Raw genomic sequence first — 18,835 nt, 5'->3', positions numbered from 1 at the left:
CTGAACGTCGTGGTGCTGATGGGCGGCTGGTCGTCCGAACGCGAAGTCTCCCTGACCAGCGGCCAGGGTGTGGTCGAAGCGCTGCGCGGCCGCGGCTGGTCGAACGTCACGGCGGTCGACATGGACCGCAATGTCGCCTCAGTCCTGACAGCCATACGCCCCGACGTTGTCTTCAACGCGCTGCACGGCACTCCCGGCGAGGACGGCACGGTTCAGGGCATGCTCGACCTGATGCAGATCCCTTATACGCACAGCGGACTCGAAACCTCGGTGATCGCCATCGACAAGGAACTGACCAAGATGGTGCTGGTCCCCGGCGGCATCCGCATGCCCAAAGGTAAGGTGGTTGAGAGCGACACGCTCTACGACGGCGATCCGATGGCGCGACCCTACGTGCTGAAGCCGGTCAACGAGGGCTCGTCCGTCGGTGTCGCCATCGTCACCAACGACAGCAATTACGGCAACCCGATCGGTCGCGATGTCGAAGGCCCGTGGAAGCATTTCGACCATTTGCTCGCCGAGCCCTTCATCAAGGGCCACGAGTTGACGGTGGCAGTCATCGGCGGGGAGGCGCTCTGCGTCACCGAGCTGAAGCCCAAGGTCGGTTTCTACGACTATGACAGCAAATATACCGATGGACTGACGGAACATGTCTGCCCGGCGGAGGTCCCCGACAATATCGCCAAGGCGATGATGGACATGGCCGCCCGCGCGCACAAATTGCTTGGCTGCAAGGGCGCGTCGCGCTCCGACTTCCGTTGGGATGAAGAGCAGGGCGAGGAGGGCATCTACCTCCTCGAGGTCAACACCCAGCCCGGCATGACGCCCTTGAGCCTGGTTCCCGAGCAGGCCCGCCAGCGCGGAATTGAATATGGCGAACTGGTCGAACGTCTGATCGCCGAAGCACTCGACGACGCGGCGCAAAATGCCAGGGCGCTGGAGGGCGCGGCTGGATGAGTGCGGCCCACGTCCGGCGTGGATCGGGCAGCGGGCGGAAGCGCGGCAAGCCTGCGCGCGGCAAGGTCACGGTTCCCAGGAAGCTCGTCGACAAGCTGCCGGTGCAGCAGGACAGCGCCAACCGGCTGGCCCGTTGGGCATTCGGCCTGTTCGCTGCGGCGGCGGTGGCGGTGACCCTGGTGGCCCTCGATATTCCGGCCAAGGCAGGTTTGGCCGCCGGCGAGGCCATCGGCGACGCCGGTTTCCGCGTGCGCAGCGTCGATGTCCAGGGCGTGCATCGCATGGACCGCAAACCGGTCTATCAAATCGCGCTCGACCAGAAGAGCATGGCCATGCCGCTCGTCGACGTCGCCGCCATCCGCGAGCGGCTGCTCCAATATGGCTGGGTCAAGGACGCGCGCGTCTCGCGCCGCCTGCCTGACACACTGGTCATCGACATTATCGAGCGGAAGCCGACGGCAATCTGGCAGGACAGCAGCAAGCTGTCGCTGATCGATGCGGAGGGCGTCGTCCTCGACCGCGTTCCGATCAGTGCCATGCCAGACCTGCCCTTGCTGATCGGGCCAGGCGCAAACGCGCAGAGTCGCAACCTGCAGGCGCTGCTCCAGGGCGCGCCGACGCTTGGGCCGCAGCTGGAATCGGCGACCTGGGTTGGCCGTCGTCGCTGGGACCTCAATTTCCAATCCGGTGAGACCGTCGCGCTGCCGGAGGGACAGGCCGACGCAAAAGCGGCACTTGCCAAGTTCGCGAAACTCGACAAATCGGCAGGCTTGCTCGGACGCGGAATCCTTCGCATCGACCTTCGCATTCCGGGCAAGATGGTCGTCCGCCTGCCGCGCGCGCCGGGCGAGCCGATCGTTCCCGAAACAAAGAACCAGAGTTAGTACCGTAAACCGAATGGCCGACCCCACCTCGCAGCCCCTGATCACCGCCCTCGACATCGGCTCGTCGAAGGTCAGTGCCTTGATCGTCGCTCCCGACGCGGACGGGCGGCTGCGCGTACTCGGCTCAGGCCAGCGAGAGAGCCAGGGCGTCAAGCGCGGTTACGTCACCGACGTTGACGGCAGCGAAGTCGCCGTCCGCGAGACAGTCGAGAGTGCCGAGCGTATGTCAGGTGTCACTATCGATGACGTCTGGGCCAGCTTTGGCGCGGGCGGGCTGACCAGCGAGGACGCCAACGTCGAGGTCGAGCTCGGCGGCCACCAGATCGAACAGTCGGACATTACCGAGCTGCTCCGCCACGGCCGCACCGCGATCGATCGCGGTGACCGCGTTGTCCTTCATGCCCACCCTGCACTTTATACGATCGATGGTGTCGAGGGCGTTCGTCAGCCCATCGGCCTGCATGCCGAGCGACTGGGTGTCGACATTCACGTTATCGCCGCCGATCCGGCGCCGCTGCGCAACCTCGACTATGTCATCCGCTCGGCGCACCTCGGTGTCCGCGCCATCGTGGCTTCGCCCGTTGCGGCTGCGCTCGCTTGCCTGACGCCGGAAGAGCGAGAGCTGGGCGTCGCATTGGTCGAGCTTGGTGCCGAGGTCACCAACGTTTCGCTTCATGTCGGCGGCATGCTTGTCGGCCTCCGCTCAATCCCGCTCGGGGCTCGCGACATCAGCGATGACATCGCCTGCGCCTTCGGCGTGCAGCGGCGCGATGCCGAGCGGCTGAAGTGTTTCTACGGCTCGGCGATGACGAGCCCTCGCGACAATCACGAGATGATCGAGGCCAACCAAATGGGGGCGGAGGCCGGAACCGAGCCGATGCGCATCACCCGCGCCCAGCTGATGACCGTCATTCGCCAGCGCGTCGAGGAGCTCACCAACCAGGTCGACAATGCCCTTAAGGGACTAGGATTCACTGGCCCCGTCGGGCGCCAGGTCGTGCTGACCGGTGGCGGCGCCGAACTCAAGAACATCGCCGACTACATGCAGGGTGTGCTTGGGCGTGCAGTCCGTGTTGGGCGTCCAAAGACGATCACCGGCCTCCCTGATGCGCACAGCGGCCCCGCTTTCGCGACGTTGGTCGGGCTGGCAATGCTTGCGGCAGGCGGCACGGGAGACTTGCGCGACCTGGCACTCGGCACAGTCATCGAAAAGAAGACCGGGCAGGGTTTCATGGGGCGTCTGGTCTCGGCCATGAAGGGCGGGTTCTAGCCAGTCAACCGGGGGGGGGGTTATGGCGACAGCAACTACAGGGGCGACCGTACGGACGGCCGGGAACGCGCTGATCCTGCTTTTGGGCGTCGCAGTCTTCCTCAACTACGTAGATCGCGGCGCAATTGCGGTTGCCGCCCCGGTGATGAAAGGCGAACTCGGGTTAAGTGCGACCGACTTCGGCCTCGCCGTCTCCGCCTTCTTCTGGGTTTACGCACCGGTTCAGCTCTTCGCCGGTTGGCTGTGCGATCGCTTCTCGGTCTACAAGTTGATCGCGGCTGGCATCCTCCTGTGGGCGGCGAGCACGCTGTTGATGGGTCTCGTCGGCGGTTTCGTGTCGCTGCTCGTGCTCCGCATCATGCTAGGCATTGGCGAAAGCATCGCTTTCCCCGGCGCATCGAAGATTGTCGCCAGGCACGTTCCGGCGGAGCGGCGCGGGGTCGCCAACGCCGCGCTCGCCATGGGTATCGCGCTGGGACCCGCGCTTGGAACGCTTGCGGGCGGCCTGATTGTCGCCAGCTGGGGCTGGCGGACGATGTTCTTCCTATTCGGTCTCGCGACCTTGCTTTGGTTGATCCCGTGGCAGCCGCTGGTTCGCAATCTGCCCGCTCAAGTCGCGAATATGGATGAGCGGCGCGTGCCGGCTCGCGTCCTCCTGAGCCAATGGCCATTGTGGTCGATCTCTATTGTTCACGCTCTCGGCAATTACTGCTTCTACTTCCTGCTGGCCTGGCTGCCGCTTTACCTCACCAAGTCGCGCGGCTTCACCATCACGGAGATGACCTATCTTGCTTCGCTCGGGTATGCCGTTCAGGGCGCTTGCGCGTTCGGCTACGGTCATTTCTCGGACTGGTGGACGCGGTCGGGCCGATCCGAAGCCGCGTGCCGGAAATGGATGATGGTTTTGAGCCAGCTGCTTGCCGCCGGCGCCATCCTCGGCCTGGCCTATGCGGACACCGCATTCGAAATCGGCATTCTTCTCAGCTTTGCCGGCGCCGCGACCGCTGCGCTGTCGATGAACCTTTATGCCATTGCGCAAATGTATGCCGGTCCGCGCGCGTCCGGTAGTTGGGTCGGAATTCAGAATGCGCTCGGCAATTTGTCGGGCATCGTTGGCCCGGTCGTCACAGGCATAATCGTCGATCGAGCCGGCTATACGAGTGCCTTTCTGTTGACCGCGGCCATCGCTGCCGTCGGGGCACTTTGGTGGGCATTCCTGTTGCCCGAAATCCGGGAGATCGATTGGGATGCGCGGCGGGGCTAATTGTTCCGCTTTCGATTAACCTTGTCCCAATCTGAATCACGGTGAGTCTGAAGGGGCACAATCCACCGTTTTTTTTCACCACGGTTAACTTTTTCGCTTGTGGTGCGACTCGCGATGATTCAAAGATTCATCCCCTAAGTTCAATGCACTGCGTGCAGGGGAGGGGGTTTAGCCCATGAGCATCGATTTCATCCGTCCTGAGGTCGACGAACTGCGGCCGCGGATCAGCGTCATCGGCGTCGGCGGCGCTGGCGGAAACGCCATTGCCAACATGATCCGCCGGGACGTTCAGGGTGTCGATTTCATCGTCGCCAACACCGACGCCCAGGCACTCAATGCCTCCTCGGCCGACCGCCGCATCCAGCTCGGCCTCAAGATCACGCAGGGCCTCGGCGCCGGGTCGCGACCCGAGATCGGCCGCGCCGCCGCCGAAGAGACGTTGGAGGAAATCGAGAAGGCGCTGGACGGCGCTCACATGTGCTTCATCGCCGCCGGCATGGGCGGCGGCACGGGCACCGGCGCTGCCCCGGTCATCGCCAAGGCGGCGCGCGACAAGGGCATCCTGACTGTCGGTGTCGTCACCAAGCCGTTCGCGTTCGAAGGCGCGCGCCGCAGCCGCTCGGCCGAGGCCGGCATCAGCGAGCTGCAGCAGCACGTCGACACCTTGATTGTCATCCCCAACCAGAACCTGTTCCGCCTCGCCAATTCTGAAACGACCTTCAAGGAAGCGTTCGAAATGGCCGATGAGGTGCTGCAGCAGGGCGTGCGCGGCATCACCGACCTTATGGTCATGCCGGGCCTCATCAACCTCGATTTCGCCGACGTCCGCTCGGTGATGGGCGAGATGGGCAAGGCGATGATGGGCACCGGCGAAGCCGCTGGCGAAAATCGCGCCATCGAGGCCGCAGAAAAGGCGATCTCGAACCCGCTGCTCGACGGTGTCAGCATGAAGGGTGCCAAGGGCGTCATCATCTCGATCACTGGCGGCGAGGACATGCGCCTGATGGAGGTTGACGAGGCCGCCAGCCACATCAAGGAATTGGTCGATCCCGACGCCAACATCATCTGGGGCTCGGCGTTCAATGACGACCTCGGCGGCAAGATCCGCGTCTCGGTCGTCGCCACTGGCATCGAGGCCGACGCCGCGACCCAGCCGCAGCCGGGTAAGGTGTTCAGCTTCCCGACACCGCGCGCGGCCCCGGTCGCTGTGACCCCGGCGCCGGCGTCCGCAGCGATCGACGATGAGCCGCTGGAGCTGACGGAAGAAGACGAGACGGACGAGCTGGTGCTCGACAATGACGACATCCTCACCCAGCCGGTCGGTGCCGCGCCGATCGCTCCTCCGGCGGATGAAGTGATGGAGCTCGACACTCCGGTCGAAGAGACTTCGGACGCCGAGGACGCGCCGAAGATCGCCCGCGAAAGCGGCACCCTGTTTGAGCGTATGTCGAACATCGCGCGTGGCGCTGCGCAGGCGCAGGGCGAGGGCGACGAGCCGATGCCGAGCTTCCGCCGGGAGCCGCTCGACATTCCTCGTTTCCTCAATCGGCAAAACAATCAGTAACGCGCGTTGCGGCGGCGGCTCGGTTCGCCGCCGCCCCGCCACAGTTCGCCGCGAGGGTCTTTTCTGTCAGCTTTGAGCAAGCTGGTTGCGAGCATGATTCGTTTCATGCTCAAGAGCTTGCCTAGCCGCGCCGGCCGCGCGGCACTCGTTGCGTCTGCCGTTTTCGTGCCGATCGCCCCTGCTTGCGCCCAATATATCGGCGCAGCGCCTCCTCCACCGGAAGCCCCTGCGCCCGGAACCGTCGAAAGCCCCGAAGCGGCGCTGGCCCGCAACGTCCGGCTGATCGCACTCAACCCCAGGAATTTCCAGGCACTGGTCGCCGCTGGGCGGGCCGCGCTCGCAACCGGGGATCCTCAAGCCGCCATCGGCTTTTATGGCCGTGCCGAGGATGTCAGCCCCAACAGCTGGCAACCGCAAGCGGGCAAGGCGGCAGCGATGGTCGCAATGGGCGACCCGTCCGATGCGCTGCCCTATTTCGCCAAGGCGCAATCGTTCGGCGCGACGCAGATGCAGATTGCCGTCGACCGCGGCCTCGCGTTCGACCTGACCGGCGACCAGGCCAAGGCGCAGTCCGATTATCGGGTGGCTTTGGTGGGTGCCGACGCGGATGAGGCTCGCCGCCGGTTGGCCGTCAGTCTTGCGATTTCACGCAACATCAAGGCTGCCGCCGACACGATCGAGCCCTTGCTGGCTCGGCGCGATCCGGAAGCGACGCGGATCAACGCCTTCATCCTGGCTTTGGCCGGGGATCGGGAAGGCGCGCGCCGGACGATCGACGCGGTCATGCCCGGCGCCGGCGCGAGCTTCGAGCCCTTCTTCAAGATGTTGCCCGTGCTCCGGCCGGACGAGAAGGCGGCCGCGGTCCACTTGGGTATTTTCCCCAAGGACGCGGCCCAACGTTACGCTTCGGCAGAGCCAGTGCCCATTTCACCTGTTGTTTCGATCGGCAATAGCGCGCCGCAGCGACAGGCGGCACTGGCTCAAAAGCAGGCGCGCACCCAAGCGAAGAAGCCGATCAAGGTTGCCGATGCGCCGGTCCGCGCCGTACAGGAAGCCGCGAAGCCGTCGACCTACATGGCAATGGTGCGACCGTCGCTCGATCCGAGCCGCTTTGCCTCAACTCGTCGACCCAAGACGCAAACCGCCGACAGTGCCAGGCCGGATGCCGCCGACAAGGATCCGGAACCTCGACCGGCCGACCGTCTCAATGACATCGCCGAAAGCCTGAAGCAGGAACCGGCCGATCCGCCCGCAGGCGACGGCCTGGTCAAAGTGGCTGATGCGCAAGCGCCAGAGCCGCCACCGGTTGCGGCCGTTGAGCCTGCATTCGTGTTCGAAGGTCCGCCAATTTCCAGGCCGAAGGTCGAAACCACGCGATCGGTGATTATCCAGCCGAAGGCCAAGGTGGCTGACGCTACCCTCTCCACGCCAAAGGTCGAGAATGCCAGATCGACCAAAGCTGCAGCCGAGGACAAGAAGAAGGCTGACAAGCTCGCTGCCGAAAAGAAGGCCAAGGCCGAGGCGGACAAGAAGGAAAAGGCAGAAGCCGCGAAGCTCGGTGTCGCAGGCTCCAATTGGGTTCAGCTGGCGGGTGGCGCCAACCAGGACCGCCTGGCCACGGAATATAAGCGCCTGTCCGCAAAAGCGGGTTCGGTGCTGAAGTCGCGCTCCGGCTACGTCACCAACGGGAAGGATTATTTCCGGTTGCTGGTCGGACCCTTTGCCAGCGCCGACGATGCGCAGGATTTCGTGACAAAGCTTGATAAGGCGGGCGTCGACAGCTTTAGGTGGACCCGCAATCCGGCACAGATCAGGATCGAGAAACTCAAGAGCTGATGAAACTAGGGGGGGACTTAGCCGCGCAGCCAAGCCAGTCGCGCGGCAGGGCCTTTTCCGAAGCCGACGGGGGTCCGCGCGGCCCGCGCGACATCTTCCAGCGTGACCGCGATCGGATCGTCCATTCCGTGTCGTTTCGGCGGTTGCGCCACAAGACGCAGGTTTTCGTTGCACCCGACGGCGACCATTTTCGAGTCCGCCTGACCCATTCCCTGGAAGTCGCGCAGATCGGCCGCAGCATGGCTCGCGCCTTCGGCCTCAATGAAGACCTGACCGAGGCTTTGTGCCTGGCCCATGACCTTGGCCATCCACCGTTCGGCCATGCCGGTGAGGACGCGCTGTCGGAAGCGCTAAGCGCTGGCGGCGGGTTCGACCATAATGGCCACAGCTTGCGGCTCGTGACCCTGCTCGAAAATCCATATCCGGATTTCGACGGCCTCAACCTCAGCTGGGAATGCCTGGAGGGGCTGGCCAAGCACAACGGGCCGGTCACCAATCCGGGCTGGGCTATGGCGGAAGCGGACGCGGCCTTCCCGCTGGAGCTTGGCACCTGGCCTAGCCTGGAGGCGCAGGTTGCAGCGATTGCCGACGATATCGCCTACGATAACCACGACATCGACGACGGGCTGCGCGCCGGGATCCTCAGGCTCGAAGAGCTAATGGAGCTGCCATTCGTCCGGCGCCTCTGGCTTGCGATCGAGAAGCGCCACCCGGGCCTTGATCCCATCAAGAAGGTCAAAGCGCTCGTCCGCGACGGCATTGGGACCATGGTTGGCGATGCGATGGAGGAAACCCTGCGCCTGGTGCGCGAAGCGGGGGTGCAATCCATCGAAGACGTCCGCAGCTTCGGGTCTGCATTGGTCGGCTTCTCGGAGGCGCTGGCTACCGAGGAGCGCCAGCTGAAGCGCTTCCTCTATGATCGCCTTTACAACAGTGTCCCGCTGATGCCCGTCCGCAAAGAGGCGCAACGTGTGATCTCGGGCCTTGCACAGTATTATCTCGACAACCCCGCCGGTCTTCCCAAGGGCTGGCAGCGCGGGGAGGGCGAAGTCGCCCGCCAGCGCGGCATCGCCGACTATATCGCCGGCATGACCGACCGCTTCGCCATCGCCCGCCACGAGGAGCTGGTCGGTCCCGTCCATCTGCCCGACCGTTTCTGAGGCTGTTATTTCTGGGGCGCCGCTGCAGGGGGCGCCAGCGACGCCATATATCCTCTTTCCTGCGCCGCTAGTCGGTCGACGGCCGCACTCATCGCGCCTGAAGCGGCATCACAAGTCTGGCCGGTCAAAGCCTTCTCAATGTCAGGCATGCGATCGGAAACGAAATTAAAATCGAGCGCGGCCACATTCTCCAATCTGGCGACGTATTCATTCCAGGCTTTGACTGTGTCCGCGTCGGCTTTGGCGGGGTCGGCGAGGCGCGGAAGCTCGACCTTCCCTTCCAAAGTCACCTTCGCGCCGATGATGGTGCATTTGTCGCCTTCCGTCTGCTTCTGCACGCCCGCGCCGACGTCCCAGCTTGATTTGATGGCCTGCGGTTCGCCGTTCGCGCCGACCGGCCGCAATTTTTTGAGCGCGTCCTTGATCTGCTTCTGGTTCTTTCCGGCGACGTCATAATAGGAGACGGTGACGCCGGGGATATCCTTCAGCGGCCTTGCAGCCGTCGGGGGACCGGCGGGCGGCGTGGCCGCTTGCACAGCCATGGCGGCGATTAGCATCATCATCATGTCCGAATCCCCTATGCTGGAGCGGGGCTTCTAACCCGCGTCACGGCTCCTCTGAACCGGAAAATCCCGGTAGATGGCCGAGAGCCGGACGTGACGAAGGCTTGAGCCTGCGCTAGAGGCGCGGCTTTCCTGCTTTCGGTGACACGACATTGAGCCTCTACGCCCGCTTTTCCGCGCTTCTTGACGGCATTCTCGACGATTTGGTCAGCGAGGGGCGTTTGCCCGCCGACGCTAACCGCAAGGCGGTCGCGGTCGAGCCGCCGCGCGATGCCTCCCATGGCGATCTCGCGACGAACGCTGCGATGGTGCTCGCCAAGGCTGCCGGCACCAATCCGCGTGCGCTGGCCGAAGCGATCAAGCCGAAGCTCGAGGCCATCCCCGGCGTCACGTCGGTCGATATCGCCGGACCGGGCTTCATCAATCTGAGGCTGGCCGAGGAATCCTGGCGGGACGAGCTGACGACCATCCTTGCCGAGGGTGAGGGATACGGCCTGTCGAACATCGGCAACAACGAGCGCGTGAATGTCGAATATGTCTCGGCCAATCCCACCGGGCCGATGCACATGGGGCATTGCCGCGGTGCGGTCGTGGGCGATGCACTCGCCCGGCTGCTCGAAGCCGCCGGCTTCCGGGTCACCAAGGAATATTATGTCAACGACGCCGGGTCGCAGGTCGACACGCTCGCGCGCTCCGCGCACCTGCGCTACCGCGAGGCGCTCGGCGAGGATATCGGCGAGATCCCGGAAGGGCTTTACCCGGGCGACTATCTGCAGCCGGTAGGGTCGCTTCTCGCCGCCGAGTTCAGCGACAAATATGTCGGTGCGCCCGAGAGCGAATGGCTGCCGATCTTCAAGCAGCGAACGGTCGCGGCGATGCTCGACCTCATTCGCCACGACCTCAGCCTGCTCAACATCCATCACGACATCTTCGCCTCGGAGGCCGAGCTGCAAGAGTCGGGCAAGGTCGAGGCCACGATGGAGAATCTCCGCAGCAAGGGCCTTGTCTACCAGGGCGAGCTGGAACGGCCGAAGAGCCTCGATGATCATGACGATTGGGAGCCGGTCGAGCTGACTCTCTTCCGGTCAAGCCAGTTCGGCGACGATCAGGACCGGCCCATGAAGAAGTCCGACGGCAGCTGGACCTATTTCGGCGCCGACGCCGCCTATCACTACCAAAAGGCCGAGAATGCCGATCACCTGGTCAACATCTGGGGCGCCGATCACGCCGGGACCGTCAAGCGCGTGCAGGCAGCGGTCAACGCACTGACCGACGGCCGCGTCGATCTCGACGTCAAGATCATCCAGATGGTCAAGCTCCTGCGCGGCGGCGAACCGATCAAGATGAGCAAGCGCGCCGGGAATTTTGTGACGCTTGCCGATGTCGTGCGCGAGGTAGGCAAGGATGTTGTCCGCTTCATGATGCTGACCAAGCGCGCCGACACGATGCTCGAATTCGACTTCGCCAAGGTCGTCGAGGCGTCGAAGGACAATCCGGTCTTCTACGTCCAGTACGCGCACGCGCGGATCCACTCGCTGCAGCGCAAGGCCGCAGACGCCGGGGTTTCGCTCGACATGCCTGCGGACCTGAACCTGCTCGACGGCGAGGAACTGGCGCTGGTCAAGACCGCTGCCCAATATCCCCGCGTCGTCGAAGGCGCGGCGATGGCGCATGAGCCGCACCGGATCGCTTTCTATCTCTACGACCTAGCTGCCGAGTTCCATGCGTTGTGGAACCGCGGCAATGACGACCCATCGCGGCGCTTTCTCCTTGAAAACAATCCACAACTTTCGCGGGCGCGGCTGGAACTGGCGCGCGGCATCGGGCAAATCATCCGTAACGGCCTGGAACTGATGGGAGTCGAGGCCGTCGAGGAGATGCGCTGATGCATGGTCACCGGCCGGTCGATGAAGACCGGCTGCCCTGGCTGGAGCCGTACCGGGAGACGAAAGCGACGGCGCCGCCGCAGCCGCGCTCGAGGTCCGGCAGGCCGCTTCTGGCAATCATCGGCTTGATCTTGCTGGCGGCCGTTGGCGGCGGCGGTTACTGGCTCGGCCAGCAGAAGGAAGCGCCCCAGCCGCAACCATCGCAAACGGTTGCAATCGCTCCAGCCAGGCCAGTCGCTCAGGTCGTTGAAGTCGCACAAGCGCCAGTGGCTGCACCCGCAGTTGAGGCACCCGGTCCCGCAACTGTGCCAGTTGCGAAGGCTAAAGCGCCAAGGAAAGCAGTGCACCATCGGGCAGCGCCCGCGCGCCGCAAGATCCGCACCGCCGGTGTCGAGCGCGCTCATATCGATGCCGTCCGCGCCGAGCAGGAGCGGCTCGCCAAGAGCCGCCCCTGGCCGAAAATGCCTTCGCCCGGTCCTGCCGGACAAGTCATCCAGCTCGGTGCCTTCACCACCGCGGCAAGGGCCAACAATGCCTATTCCTCACGAGTGGCGCGCTACCCGGTCCTTGGGCGCATGCCGAAGGTCGTCGTACCGGTCATCACCAAGCCTGACGGTCGCATCCTTTATGTCTTGCGTCTCGGCACCAGCTCGCGCCAACAATCGAAAACTGTCTGCCGCAACCTGCAGCGGAGCGGCGATCACTGCCTGGTGATCGGCTGAGGGAGTCGAATGAATGAGTGACGTCCGCTCCGGCGATGAAGCCCTTCCCTGGCTGGAAGCGGTCGATGACGAAGATGAGCCGCCCGCCGTTTCCGGGCGGAAGATGCTGATGGCCCTGCTGCTGGTACTGGTCGGTGTCGGTATCGTTGCCGGAACGCTCTTCTGGCTCGGCCGCCAGGACAAGGGTCATGGCCCGCCGCAACTGATCAAAGCCGAGCCCGGCCCCTACAAGGTGAAGCCCGATAATCCCGGCGGCCTCGACGTCGCCGGCGACAGCGGCACCGCTTATGCCACGGGTGCCGGCGAGGACAGCGACGCCCAACTCGACACCAGCAAGTTGTCGGAAGTTCCCGACGCGGTCGATGAGGGCCCCGCAACAAAGCCTGCGGAAGCGGCCGAAAAGCCGGCGAAACCTGAACCGCCGAAGACCGAACCAACGCCCGCTCCGGCCGCGCCAAGCGGTGCCAAGGGCACCGTCATCCAGCTTGGCGCCTATGCCTCGACCGGCAAGGCGGAGACCGCCTGGCGGCTGCTGTCCGGGCGCTTCCCGGAGGTCGCGAAGCTCAATAAGGTGGTTGTCCAGTACAGTGGCGGCTACCGTCTTCGCGCTGCAGCCTCGTCTCCGGCGGAGGCACAGGCCGCCTGTCGCGCCGTGACCGCCGGCGGCGAAAACTGCTTCGTGGCGCAATAAGATGCAGGCAGCGATTTACGGCCTCTCTGGCACCGAACTCACGGATAATGAACGCGATTTCTTTCGCGATACCGATCCGGCGGGCTATATTTTGTTCAAACGCAACTGTTCGAACGAAGAACAGTTGCGGAGGCTTAACGACGAGCTTTTTGCGCTGTCTGGCCGTCCTGACCTCCCGATCCTGATCGACCAGGAGGGCGGCCGGGTCGCCCGGATGCAGCCTCCGGTCTGGCCGGCATTCCCCAAGGCCGAGGCATTCGCCAATCTCTATAACCTCGCGCCGTCCTCGGCGATCGAGGCCGCTCGGGTCAACGCCAGGGCCTTGGCGCTCATGCTTCGCGGCGTCGGTGTCAACGTCAATTGCCTGCCGGTCCTTGATGTCCTCCAGCCGGGTGCGACCGACATTGTCGGCGACCGCTCGCTGGGCGGCGACCCAATGCAGGTGGCGGCGCTTGGCCGGGCAGTGCTCGACGGCATGGCCTCGGCCGGCGTCGTCGGTGTGGTCAAGCATATGCCGGGTCATGGCCGAGCGCTCGTCGACAGCCACAAGGAACTGCCAATAGTCACCGCAGGCGACGACGAACTGGCAATCGACCTTGAACCGTTCGAACGCCTGCGTTGGGCGCCGATGGGGATGGTGGCGCACGTCGTCTACACCGCTTGGGATGCGGACCTCCCGTCCAGCATGTCGCCGACCGTCATCAACCAGATCATCCGCGAGCGCATCGGCTTCGACAATCTGCTGATGACCGACGACCTCGGCATGCACGCCTTATCGGGCGACATGGGCTCGCGAGCCGCGAATGCGGTCGCGGCCGGCTGCGATATCGCCCTTCATTGCTCAGGCGACATGGCGGAGATGCAGTCCGTCGCCGCAGCCGTGCCCGCGCTGTCTGCCGACGGCGAGGCGCGGCTGGCGCGGGCGATGGCGATCACGCTCAACGAGGAAGATGACGTGAGTTTCGCGGAAGCCGTCGCCAAGCGCGATGAGCTTCTGGCGCTGGTCTAGGCCCTGCGATAGGCTCGACGCCGATGGACTCCGAATTCTTCGACACTCCGGCACGCGAAGACGAGGCGCTGACCCTCAACCTCGACGGTTGGGAAGGTCCGCTCGACCTCCTGCTCAGTCTTGCCCGTGTCCAGAAGGTCGACCTCCACCAGATTTCGATCCTCGCGCTGGTCGAGCAGTATCTCACCTACCTGGAGGGCGCCCGGAAGCTGCGTCTGGAGATTGCCGCCGACTATCTCGTCATGGCGGCATGGCTGGCCTACCTTAAATCCTGCCTGCTGCTGCCCAAAGATCCGGAACAGGACCCGAGCCCGGAAGAGCTGGCGCTGCGCCTGCAGATGCGGCTGCAGCGGCTTGACGCGATGCGGGAAGCTGGTGCTCGGCTGATGGGCCGGGACCGTCTCGGCCGCGACGTCTTTGCCCGCGGCGGACCCGAAGGTCTTCGCCTCGTCCGCAAATCCGCCTGGCAGGTAACGCCGTTCGAGCTGTTCGCTGCCTATGGTGTGGTCAAGGCGCGCACCCAGCCAGCTATGCACGTCGTCCATGATCGACGGGTCATGACCCTCGATGATGCCATCGAGCGCGTCTCGCGGCTCATCGGCGCGCATATCGACTGGACGGTGCTGGAAGCATTCCTGCCGGAGAGCGAAGACTCCGCGTTCATCAAATCCGCGCTCGCGTCTTCTTTCGTCGCCGCGCTGGAGCTGGCGCGGCAGGGCAGGGTGGAGATCGCCCAGGACGAGGCCTTTGCGCCTCTGTTGGTTCGCAAGGCAGCCGCCGCGAGGCTTCACTGATGGATGAGTTTGCCCGCGCCGTTGAAGCGACCCTGTTCGCGTCGGAAATCCCGCTGACCGTGGAGCAGATCGCTGCCTATACCGGCGAAGGCGACGTTGAGATAGCGCTCGGTCAGCTTTCCGCCCACTACGAAGGCCATGGCATCGAGCTAGTCGAGCGCGGCGGACGCTGGCATTTCCAGACCGCGCCGGATCTCGCCCACATTCTCCGCCGCGAGCGCGAAGAGCCACGGCGCCTGTCGCGTGCCGCCACCGAGACATTGGCGATCATCGCCTATCACGAGCCTGTCAGCCGCGCCGAGATCGAGGCGATCCGCGGCGTCCAGATCTCCAAAGGCACCCTCGACGTGCTGATGGAAGCGGGCTGGGTCAAGACCGCCGGTCGCCGCGAAGCGCCGGGGCGGCCGCTGCTTTACGCGACCACGGACGACTTCCTGACCCACTTCGGTCTCGGCTCTCGCCGCGACCTGCCGGGCATCGAGGACCTCAAGGCGGCGGGCCTGCTCGACCCGCTCGACGAGAGCATGTTCCAGCTACAACTGGAAAGCGAAGACGAGGCGGACTAAAGACGCCCTCAAAGGAGTTTCCCAATGGGCCTAGGCGGCATCAGTCACTGGATCATCATTCTCGTCATCGTGCTCCTGCTCTTCGGCGCGGGCCGGGTGTCCAACATCATGGGCGAGCTCGGCAAGGGCATCAAAAGCTTCAAGAGCGGCATGGAGGACGACGAGGACGAAAAGTACAAGAAGTACGAGGAGCGCCGCCGCTACGAGGAGCAGCAACGCAAGCTGAGCGAGCAGCCGATCGACATCACGCCGACCTCGCCCCCGCCCGCCCAGCCGACCACGCCGCCGCCGGCTTCTGGCGACGAACCGCCGCGCAGCTAGACTAGCTCGGGAGTACGCCGATGTTCGGCGTCGACAGCTCTGAACTCTTCCTCGTCGCGATCATCGCGCTCGTATTCATTGGGCCGAAGGACCTGCCCAAAGCCATGCGCACGGTCGGCCACTGGGTCGGCAAGATCCGCGGCATGGCGCGCCACTTCAATTCGGGCATCGAGGCCATGGTCCGCGAAGCCGAGCTGGAAGAGATGGAGAAGCGCTGGCGCGCCGAAAACGAGCGTATCATGCAGGAATTCCCGGCCAACGGTGATCAGCTGATGCTGCCGAGTCAGGAGGCGTCTGCCGAAATGCCGCCATCGGACGGGATTCCGCCGCCGGTCGACGACGACCAGCCCGGCCTCCCGCTCGAAGATCCCGACCCGCGCCCGCCTGAGGAGCGTCCGCTGCCGTGAAGGATATCGACGACACCAAGGCGCCGCTGATGGAGCACCTGGTCGAGCTCAGGCGCCGTTTGATCATGTGCATCGCAGCGCTGGCGGCTGCCTTTTTCATCTGCCTCTACTTCGCCCGCGATATCTTCGCGGTCCTCGTCCAGCCGTTGCTCGAAGCCGGCCAGGGCAAGCTCATCTACACGGATATTTTCGAAGCCTTCTTTGCCGAGGTGAAGGTCGCCCTGTTCGCCGCAGCGATGATCACCTTCCCCTTCATTGCCACGCAAATCTGGAAGTTCGTTGCGCCCGGCCTCTACGCCAAGGAGAAGAAGGCGCTTCTGCCCTTCCTGATCATGACGCCCCTGTTCTTCGCGATGGGCGCAAGCTTCGCCTATTTCGTCGCGATGCCGTGGGCGCTGCATTTCCTGCTCGGCTACCAGGGCGAAATCGGCGGCATCCATCAGGAAGCCTTGCCCGCTGTGGGCAATTATTTGGCCTTCTCGACCCGCTTTCTGTTCGGCTTCGGCGTAGCCTTCCTGACACCTGTGCTGCTGATGATCCTAGAGCGGGCCGGGATTGTCACGCGGGAGCAGCTCGCCAAGTCGCGCCGCTACGCGATCGTCGTCTGCGCAGCGGTGTCGGCGGTTCTGACGCCGCCCGATGTCGTCTCGATGCTGATCCTGCTCGTGCCGCTATATTTGCTATACGAGTTCGCGATCCTCGCCATTCGCATCACGCACTGGCGCGCTGCTCGCCTGGCCAAAGCCTCTGCCTCAAATGGAGATGAAGGGCCCCAGAGAAACGTGGGCCCGGATTCGCCACCGGGGGGGGGGAGGGTTGGCGAGTCCGGGCCCATTTAAGCGGATAGCGAGAGCGGGGGGGCAAAAGGTCACTATCCAACCTGCACAACGTCCTGCGTTTCCGGTGGGTTCCGCCCCTCTTTGAAAAAATTTTTCGCGGCGGCGTGAAAAATGCCCGATCAGTCGGGAAAGACCGGAATATCAACGCTCAAGCGCCCCATTCTCTCGTCGAGCGGTGACCTCAACTGCCGCGCCAGCCCGCCGATGATCCGGCTGAACTGCTGCCGCTGGGCGTCTCCATCCTTCGCGGGCGTCAGGGCGTTGCTGGAAATCGTGAGGTGGGCGACCAGTTCGCTGATCCGCCTCAGCTCGATTTCGATCGGTTGGCCGGGTTGGTCCAGCATGGCGAACTCGACGACCTCGGTGACGAAGAAGGCGGCTGCCACCGCGGCATCCTGCGTCGTGTACAGATGGTCGACGTCGAGCTGGATTGGCGTTGCCTTGGCATCGTCCGGTGCCGAGGCTCGCAGCGTCGCCGAGAGCTCGACGAGCAACGGCCGCAGGGAAATGCCGCGACTCTCCTCGACCTCGGCGAAATGGTTGCGATGGACGACGCTCAGCGCGTCGACGCGGCGCCCGATCGCCGCATAAGCAGCGCGTGCTTCCGGCATCGTTGCGCTGCGGCCGTGAATGTTGAGAAGCGAGGCGACGACCTGCAAATTATTCTTCACGCGGTGATGGACCTCGCGCACCAACCGCCTCTGGCCCTCCAGCGCTTCCGCCATATGGCGCTCGGATTCCTCGATCCTCGCGACTGCGCGCTCGAACGCCTGCCCAAGCTCGCGAATCTCTGCCGCAGGCCCCAGTTTTTCCGGCAGCTCGAGAGTGTCGCCCGGTTGATAGGCCGTAACCGCGCTCGTCAGCCTCCCGAGGGGCTGGATCAGTGAACGACGCACCAGGTACCAGCTCAGCAAAGCCGCCACGACCCACATCAGGATCGGCAGCATCATCGCCACCTGGTCGAAGATCGTCGTGTGATCGACATTGACAGCGGTGTGGACTTCCAGCTGGCCGCTGCCGATCCGGTGCCGGCCGCGCAGCGGCTGGGCGGTCGAAGCAGCGCGATGCGATTCAATGATGGCGAGCTGGCTGCCGCCATCCGTGACGACGAGTTCGTCGATGTCCTTGCTGACTTCGGCGGCGGCTGCGCGCAAGGCATCGACTGTCACATCGCCCGTCGCCATGCCGCCGGCGACCCCCACGCGATAGTCGACAGCATTGTCCTGACGCGACACCCACAGCCTGATGTCGCCGGGCGCCACAAGGGTCTCTTCGCGCCGGGGCTCGAAATTGCCATGGGCGCAAAGGAGTTTGCCGTTGGTGTCGCGGATGGTGAAGCGGTTGGCGATCGCCGGAGTCACCGCGAGCGATTGTGCGGCATTGCCGCAGGGGTCGTCGCTATTGTCGTGAAAGGCGCCGTTGGCGGCGACGCTGAGCGCCAGCGCATTGCGGGCAATCAGGCTCTCAATGGCCCGTGCGACCGCGCGGCCTTGTTCCTCGGATGCTTCGCGGTTGGCGATATTGGCGTCGTGCAGGCTGTCGCGCGCTGCCCAGGCCAGCGCGAGGCCGAGCGGCAGCAGCGCCGCAGACAGGATCAGCAACAGCTTCGTGCCCGTCGGCAGGCGATCGAATTGGGAAGGACGTTCGTCCACGGATCGCGCTGCCGTTAGCGCGCCGACCTAGCTGAGCTTGCCCAGCAGGTCGAGAAAATCGCCCGGAACCTCTTCGCGAAGCGTATTGTCGTAAACCGATCGCAAGGCTTTCCCGAGGTCGCCGGCTTTCGAGCCTCCTTCAGGTTTGCGCTTGGAACGCACTTTCGAATTGTCCTTTCCGGCGAGACGGTCGCTGTTGCGCTTGTCACTCAACTCGTCGTCCCCCTCGCCTGGGTACATCAAATGTTCGACCCACATGGTCCTCTTCACATCCACTACGCAAGACGGGTCGATAGCGGCTTTGGCGCGCACCTATATCCCCCCTTTGCACCTCGTCAAACTGCAAGGAAAAACGCCCCCAATTGATGCGTGGAAACTAAAAGCGCGCTTCTTTGTTCCAACACTCGAAATGATCTCGGGGGGATGCAGGCGGCTGGACCGCGTGGCGTT

19 protein-coding genes are annotated in these 18,835 nt (G+C 64.3%); 16 read left to right on the top strand and 3 right to left on the bottom strand.

Annotation, left to right across the window (positions count from 1 at the left end):
- Positions 1 to 18: 18 nt before the first annotated feature.
- From LZ536_RS05435 to LZ536_RS05405, 7 genes are all read left to right on the top strand, one after another.
- Positions 19 to 957 (top strand): D-alanine--D-alanine ligase, encoded by a 939-nt coding sequence (locus tag LZ536_RS05435; protein WP_249848567.1) that lies wholly within the window; start codon positions 19 to 21, stop codon positions 955 to 957.
- Positions 954 to 1,841: a cell division protein FtsQ/DivIB gene (locus LZ536_RS05430; protein ID WP_249847272.1), complete on the top strand. Its 888-nt coding sequence runs from the start codon at positions 954 to 956 to the stop codon at positions 1,839 to 1,841. The genes LZ536_RS05435 and LZ536_RS05430 overlap by 4 nt, the downstream gene beginning before the upstream one ends.
- A 13-nt stretch (positions 1,842 to 1,854) precedes the next feature.
- The gene (ftsA, locus tag LZ536_RS05425; protein ID WP_249847271.1) at positions 1,855 to 3,111 is read left to right on the top strand and encodes a cell division protein FtsA; all 1,257 of its coding nucleotides are present in this window, start codon (positions 1,855 to 1,857) and stop codon (positions 3,109 to 3,111) included.
- A gap of 22 nt (positions 3,112 to 3,133) precedes the next feature.
- A complete protein-coding gene (locus LZ536_RS05420; RefSeq protein WP_249847270.1) occupies positions 3,134 to 4,375 on the top strand; it encodes an MFS transporter in 1,242 nt (413 codons plus the stop codon).
- A gap of 175 nt (positions 4,376 to 4,550) precedes the next feature.
- Positions 4,551 to 5,939, top strand: a complete 1,389-nt coding sequence (ftsZ, locus tag LZ536_RS05415; RefSeq protein ID WP_249847269.1) for a cell division protein FtsZ — start codon at positions 4,551 to 4,553, stop codon at positions 5,937 to 5,939.
- A gap of 93 nt (positions 5,940 to 6,032) precedes the next feature.
- On the top strand, positions 6,033 to 7,775 hold the full coding sequence (locus tag LZ536_RS05410; RefSeq protein WP_249847268.1) for an SPOR domain-containing protein: 1,743 nt from the start codon (positions 6,033 to 6,035) through the stop codon (positions 7,773 to 7,775).
- Entirely contained in the window at positions 7,775 to 8,935 is a 1,161-nt protein-coding gene (locus tag LZ536_RS05405; RefSeq protein WP_249847267.1) for a deoxyguanosinetriphosphate triphosphohydrolase, read from the top strand. The genes LZ536_RS05410 and LZ536_RS05405 overlap by 1 nt, the downstream gene beginning before the upstream one ends.
- 5 nt (positions 8,936 to 8,940) lie before the next feature.
- Here LZ536_RS05405 and LZ536_RS05400 read toward each other — a convergent pair whose 3' ends face one another.
- Entirely contained in the window at positions 8,941 to 9,501 is a 561-nt protein-coding gene (locus LZ536_RS05400; RefSeq protein WP_249847266.1) for a DUF922 domain-containing protein, read from the bottom strand.
- 149 nt (positions 9,502 to 9,650) lie between these two features.
- Here LZ536_RS05400 and argS point away from each other — a divergent pair, with 149 nt between their 5' ends.
- From argS to tatC, 9 genes are read left to right on the top strand one after another with little or no spacing between them, the layout of a single operon-like run.
- The gene (argS, locus tag LZ536_RS05395; RefSeq protein ID WP_249847265.1) at positions 9,651 to 11,384 is read left to right on the top strand and encodes an arginine--tRNA ligase; all 1,734 of its coding nucleotides are present in this window, start codon (positions 9,651 to 9,653) and stop codon (positions 11,382 to 11,384) included.
- Positions 11,384 to 12,106 carry a hypothetical protein gene (locus LZ536_RS05390; RefSeq protein ID WP_249847264.1) on the top strand — a complete coding sequence of 241 codons (723 nt, stop codon included), beginning with the start codon at positions 11,384 to 11,386 and terminating at the stop codon, positions 12,104 to 12,106. The genes argS and LZ536_RS05390 overlap by 1 nt, the downstream gene beginning before the upstream one ends.
- Positions 12,107 to 12,119: 13 nt before the next feature.
- Positions 12,120 to 12,797 (top strand): SPOR domain-containing protein, encoded by a 678-nt coding sequence (locus tag LZ536_RS05385; protein ID WP_249847263.1) that lies wholly within the window; start codon positions 12,120 to 12,122, stop codon positions 12,795 to 12,797.
- A gap of 1 nt (position 12,798) precedes the next feature.
- Positions 12,799 to 13,806, top strand: coding sequence for a beta-N-acetylhexosaminidase (nagZ, locus tag LZ536_RS05380; protein WP_249847262.1), 1,008 nt, complete (start codon positions 12,799 to 12,801; stop codon positions 13,804 to 13,806).
- A 23-nt stretch (positions 13,807 to 13,829) separates the two neighbouring features.
- The gene (locus LZ536_RS05375; protein WP_249847261.1) at positions 13,830 to 14,600 is read left to right on the top strand and encodes a segregation and condensation protein A; all 771 of its coding nucleotides are present in this window, start codon (positions 13,830 to 13,832) and stop codon (positions 14,598 to 14,600) included.
- Entirely contained in the window at positions 14,600 to 15,166 is a 567-nt protein-coding gene (gene scpB, locus LZ536_RS05370; protein WP_249847260.1) for an SMC-Scp complex subunit ScpB, read from the top strand. Before LZ536_RS05375 ends, scpB begins: the two co-directional genes overlap by 1 nt.
- Positions 15,167 to 15,190: 24 nt before the next feature.
- Positions 15,191 to 15,487: a twin-arginine translocase TatA/TatE family subunit gene (locus tag LZ536_RS05365; RefSeq protein ID WP_249847259.1), complete on the top strand. Its 297-nt coding sequence runs from the start codon at positions 15,191 to 15,193 to the stop codon at positions 15,485 to 15,487.
- A gap of 20 nt (positions 15,488 to 15,507) precedes the next feature.
- Positions 15,508 to 15,894, top strand: coding sequence for a Sec-independent protein translocase protein TatB (tatB, locus tag LZ536_RS05360; RefSeq protein WP_249847258.1), 387 nt, complete (start codon positions 15,508 to 15,510; stop codon positions 15,892 to 15,894).
- Positions 15,895 to 15,923: 29 nt separating this feature from the next.
- Positions 15,924 to 16,733, top strand: a complete 810-nt coding sequence (tatC, locus tag LZ536_RS05355) for a twin-arginine translocase subunit TatC (protein WP_249848566.1) — start codon at positions 15,924 to 15,926, stop codon at positions 16,731 to 16,733.
- A 119-nt stretch (positions 16,734 to 16,852) separates the two neighbouring features.
- On the opposite strand, the gene LZ536_RS13110 is transcribed toward tatC, so the two are convergent.
- Positions 16,853 to 18,385, bottom strand: coding sequence for a sensor histidine kinase (locus LZ536_RS13110; RefSeq protein WP_249847257.1), 1,533 nt, complete (start codon positions 18,383 to 18,385; stop codon positions 16,853 to 16,855).
- A 27-nt stretch (positions 18,386 to 18,412) separates the two neighbouring features.
- The gene (locus LZ536_RS05345) at positions 18,413 to 18,697 is read right to left on the bottom strand and encodes a NepR family anti-sigma factor (protein ID WP_249847256.1); all 285 of its coding nucleotides are present in this window, start codon (positions 18,695 to 18,697) and stop codon (positions 18,413 to 18,415) included.
- Between the last annotated feature and the right edge of the window lie 138 nt (positions 18,698 to 18,835).

Source organism: Sphingomonas alba, assembly GCF_023516555.1.
Taxonomy (GTDB): domain Bacteria; phylum Pseudomonadota; class Alphaproteobacteria; order Sphingomonadales; family Sphingomonadaceae; genus Sphingomicrobium; species Sphingomicrobium album.
This window is presented reverse-complemented; position numbering and strand designations above follow the sequence as displayed.

Coding starts and splice junctions, on each gene's coding strand:
- LZ536_RS05410 (WP_249847268.1), top strand. CDS start 6,033: ATGATTCGTTTCATGCTCAAGAGCTTGCCTAGCCGCGCCGGCCGCGCG.
- ftsA (WP_249847271.1), top strand. CDS start 1,855: ATGGCCGACCCCACCTCGCAGCCCCTGATCACCGCCCTCGACATCGGC.
- LZ536_RS05365 (WP_249847259.1), top strand. CDS start 15,191: ATGGGCCTAGGCGGCATCAGTCACTGGATCATCATTCTCGTCATCGTG.
- LZ536_RS05375 (WP_249847261.1), top strand. CDS start 13,830: ATGGACTCCGAATTCTTCGACACTCCGGCACGCGAAGACGAGGCGCTG.
- LZ536_RS05400 (WP_249847266.1), bottom strand. CDS start 9,501: ATGATGATGATGCTAATCGCCGCCATGGCTGTGCAAGCGGCCACGCCG.
- nagZ (WP_249847262.1), top strand. CDS start 12,799: ATGCAGGCAGCGATTTACGGCCTCTCTGGCACCGAACTCACGGATAAT.
- LZ536_RS05385 (WP_249847263.1), top strand. CDS start 12,120: ATGAGTGACGTCCGCTCCGGCGATGAAGCCCTTCCCTGGCTGGAAGCG.
- tatB (WP_249847258.1), top strand. CDS start 15,508: ATGTTCGGCGTCGACAGCTCTGAACTCTTCCTCGTCGCGATCATCGCG.
- LZ536_RS05390 (WP_249847264.1), top strand. CDS start 11,384: ATGCATGGTCACCGGCCGGTCGATGAAGACCGGCTGCCCTGGCTGGAG.
- LZ536_RS05430 (WP_249847272.1), top strand. CDS start 954: ATGAGTGCGGCCCACGTCCGGCGTGGATCGGGCAGCGGGCGGAAGCGC.
- LZ536_RS05405 (WP_249847267.1), top strand. CDS start 7,775: ATGAAACTAGGGGGGGACTTAGCCGCGCAGCCAAGCCAGTCGCGCGGC.
- scpB (WP_249847260.1), top strand. CDS start 14,600: ATGGATGAGTTTGCCCGCGCCGTTGAAGCGACCCTGTTCGCGTCGGAA.
- ftsZ (WP_249847269.1), top strand. CDS start 4,551: ATGAGCATCGATTTCATCCGTCCTGAGGTCGACGAACTGCGGCCGCGG.
- LZ536_RS05435 (WP_249848567.1), top strand. CDS start 19: ATGGGCGGCTGGTCGTCCGAACGCGAAGTCTCCCTGACCAGCGGCCAG.
- LZ536_RS05420 (WP_249847270.1), top strand. CDS start 3,134: ATGGCGACAGCAACTACAGGGGCGACCGTACGGACGGCCGGGAACGCG.
- tatC (WP_249848566.1), top strand. CDS start 15,924: ATGGAGCACCTGGTCGAGCTCAGGCGCCGTTTGATCATGTGCATCGCA.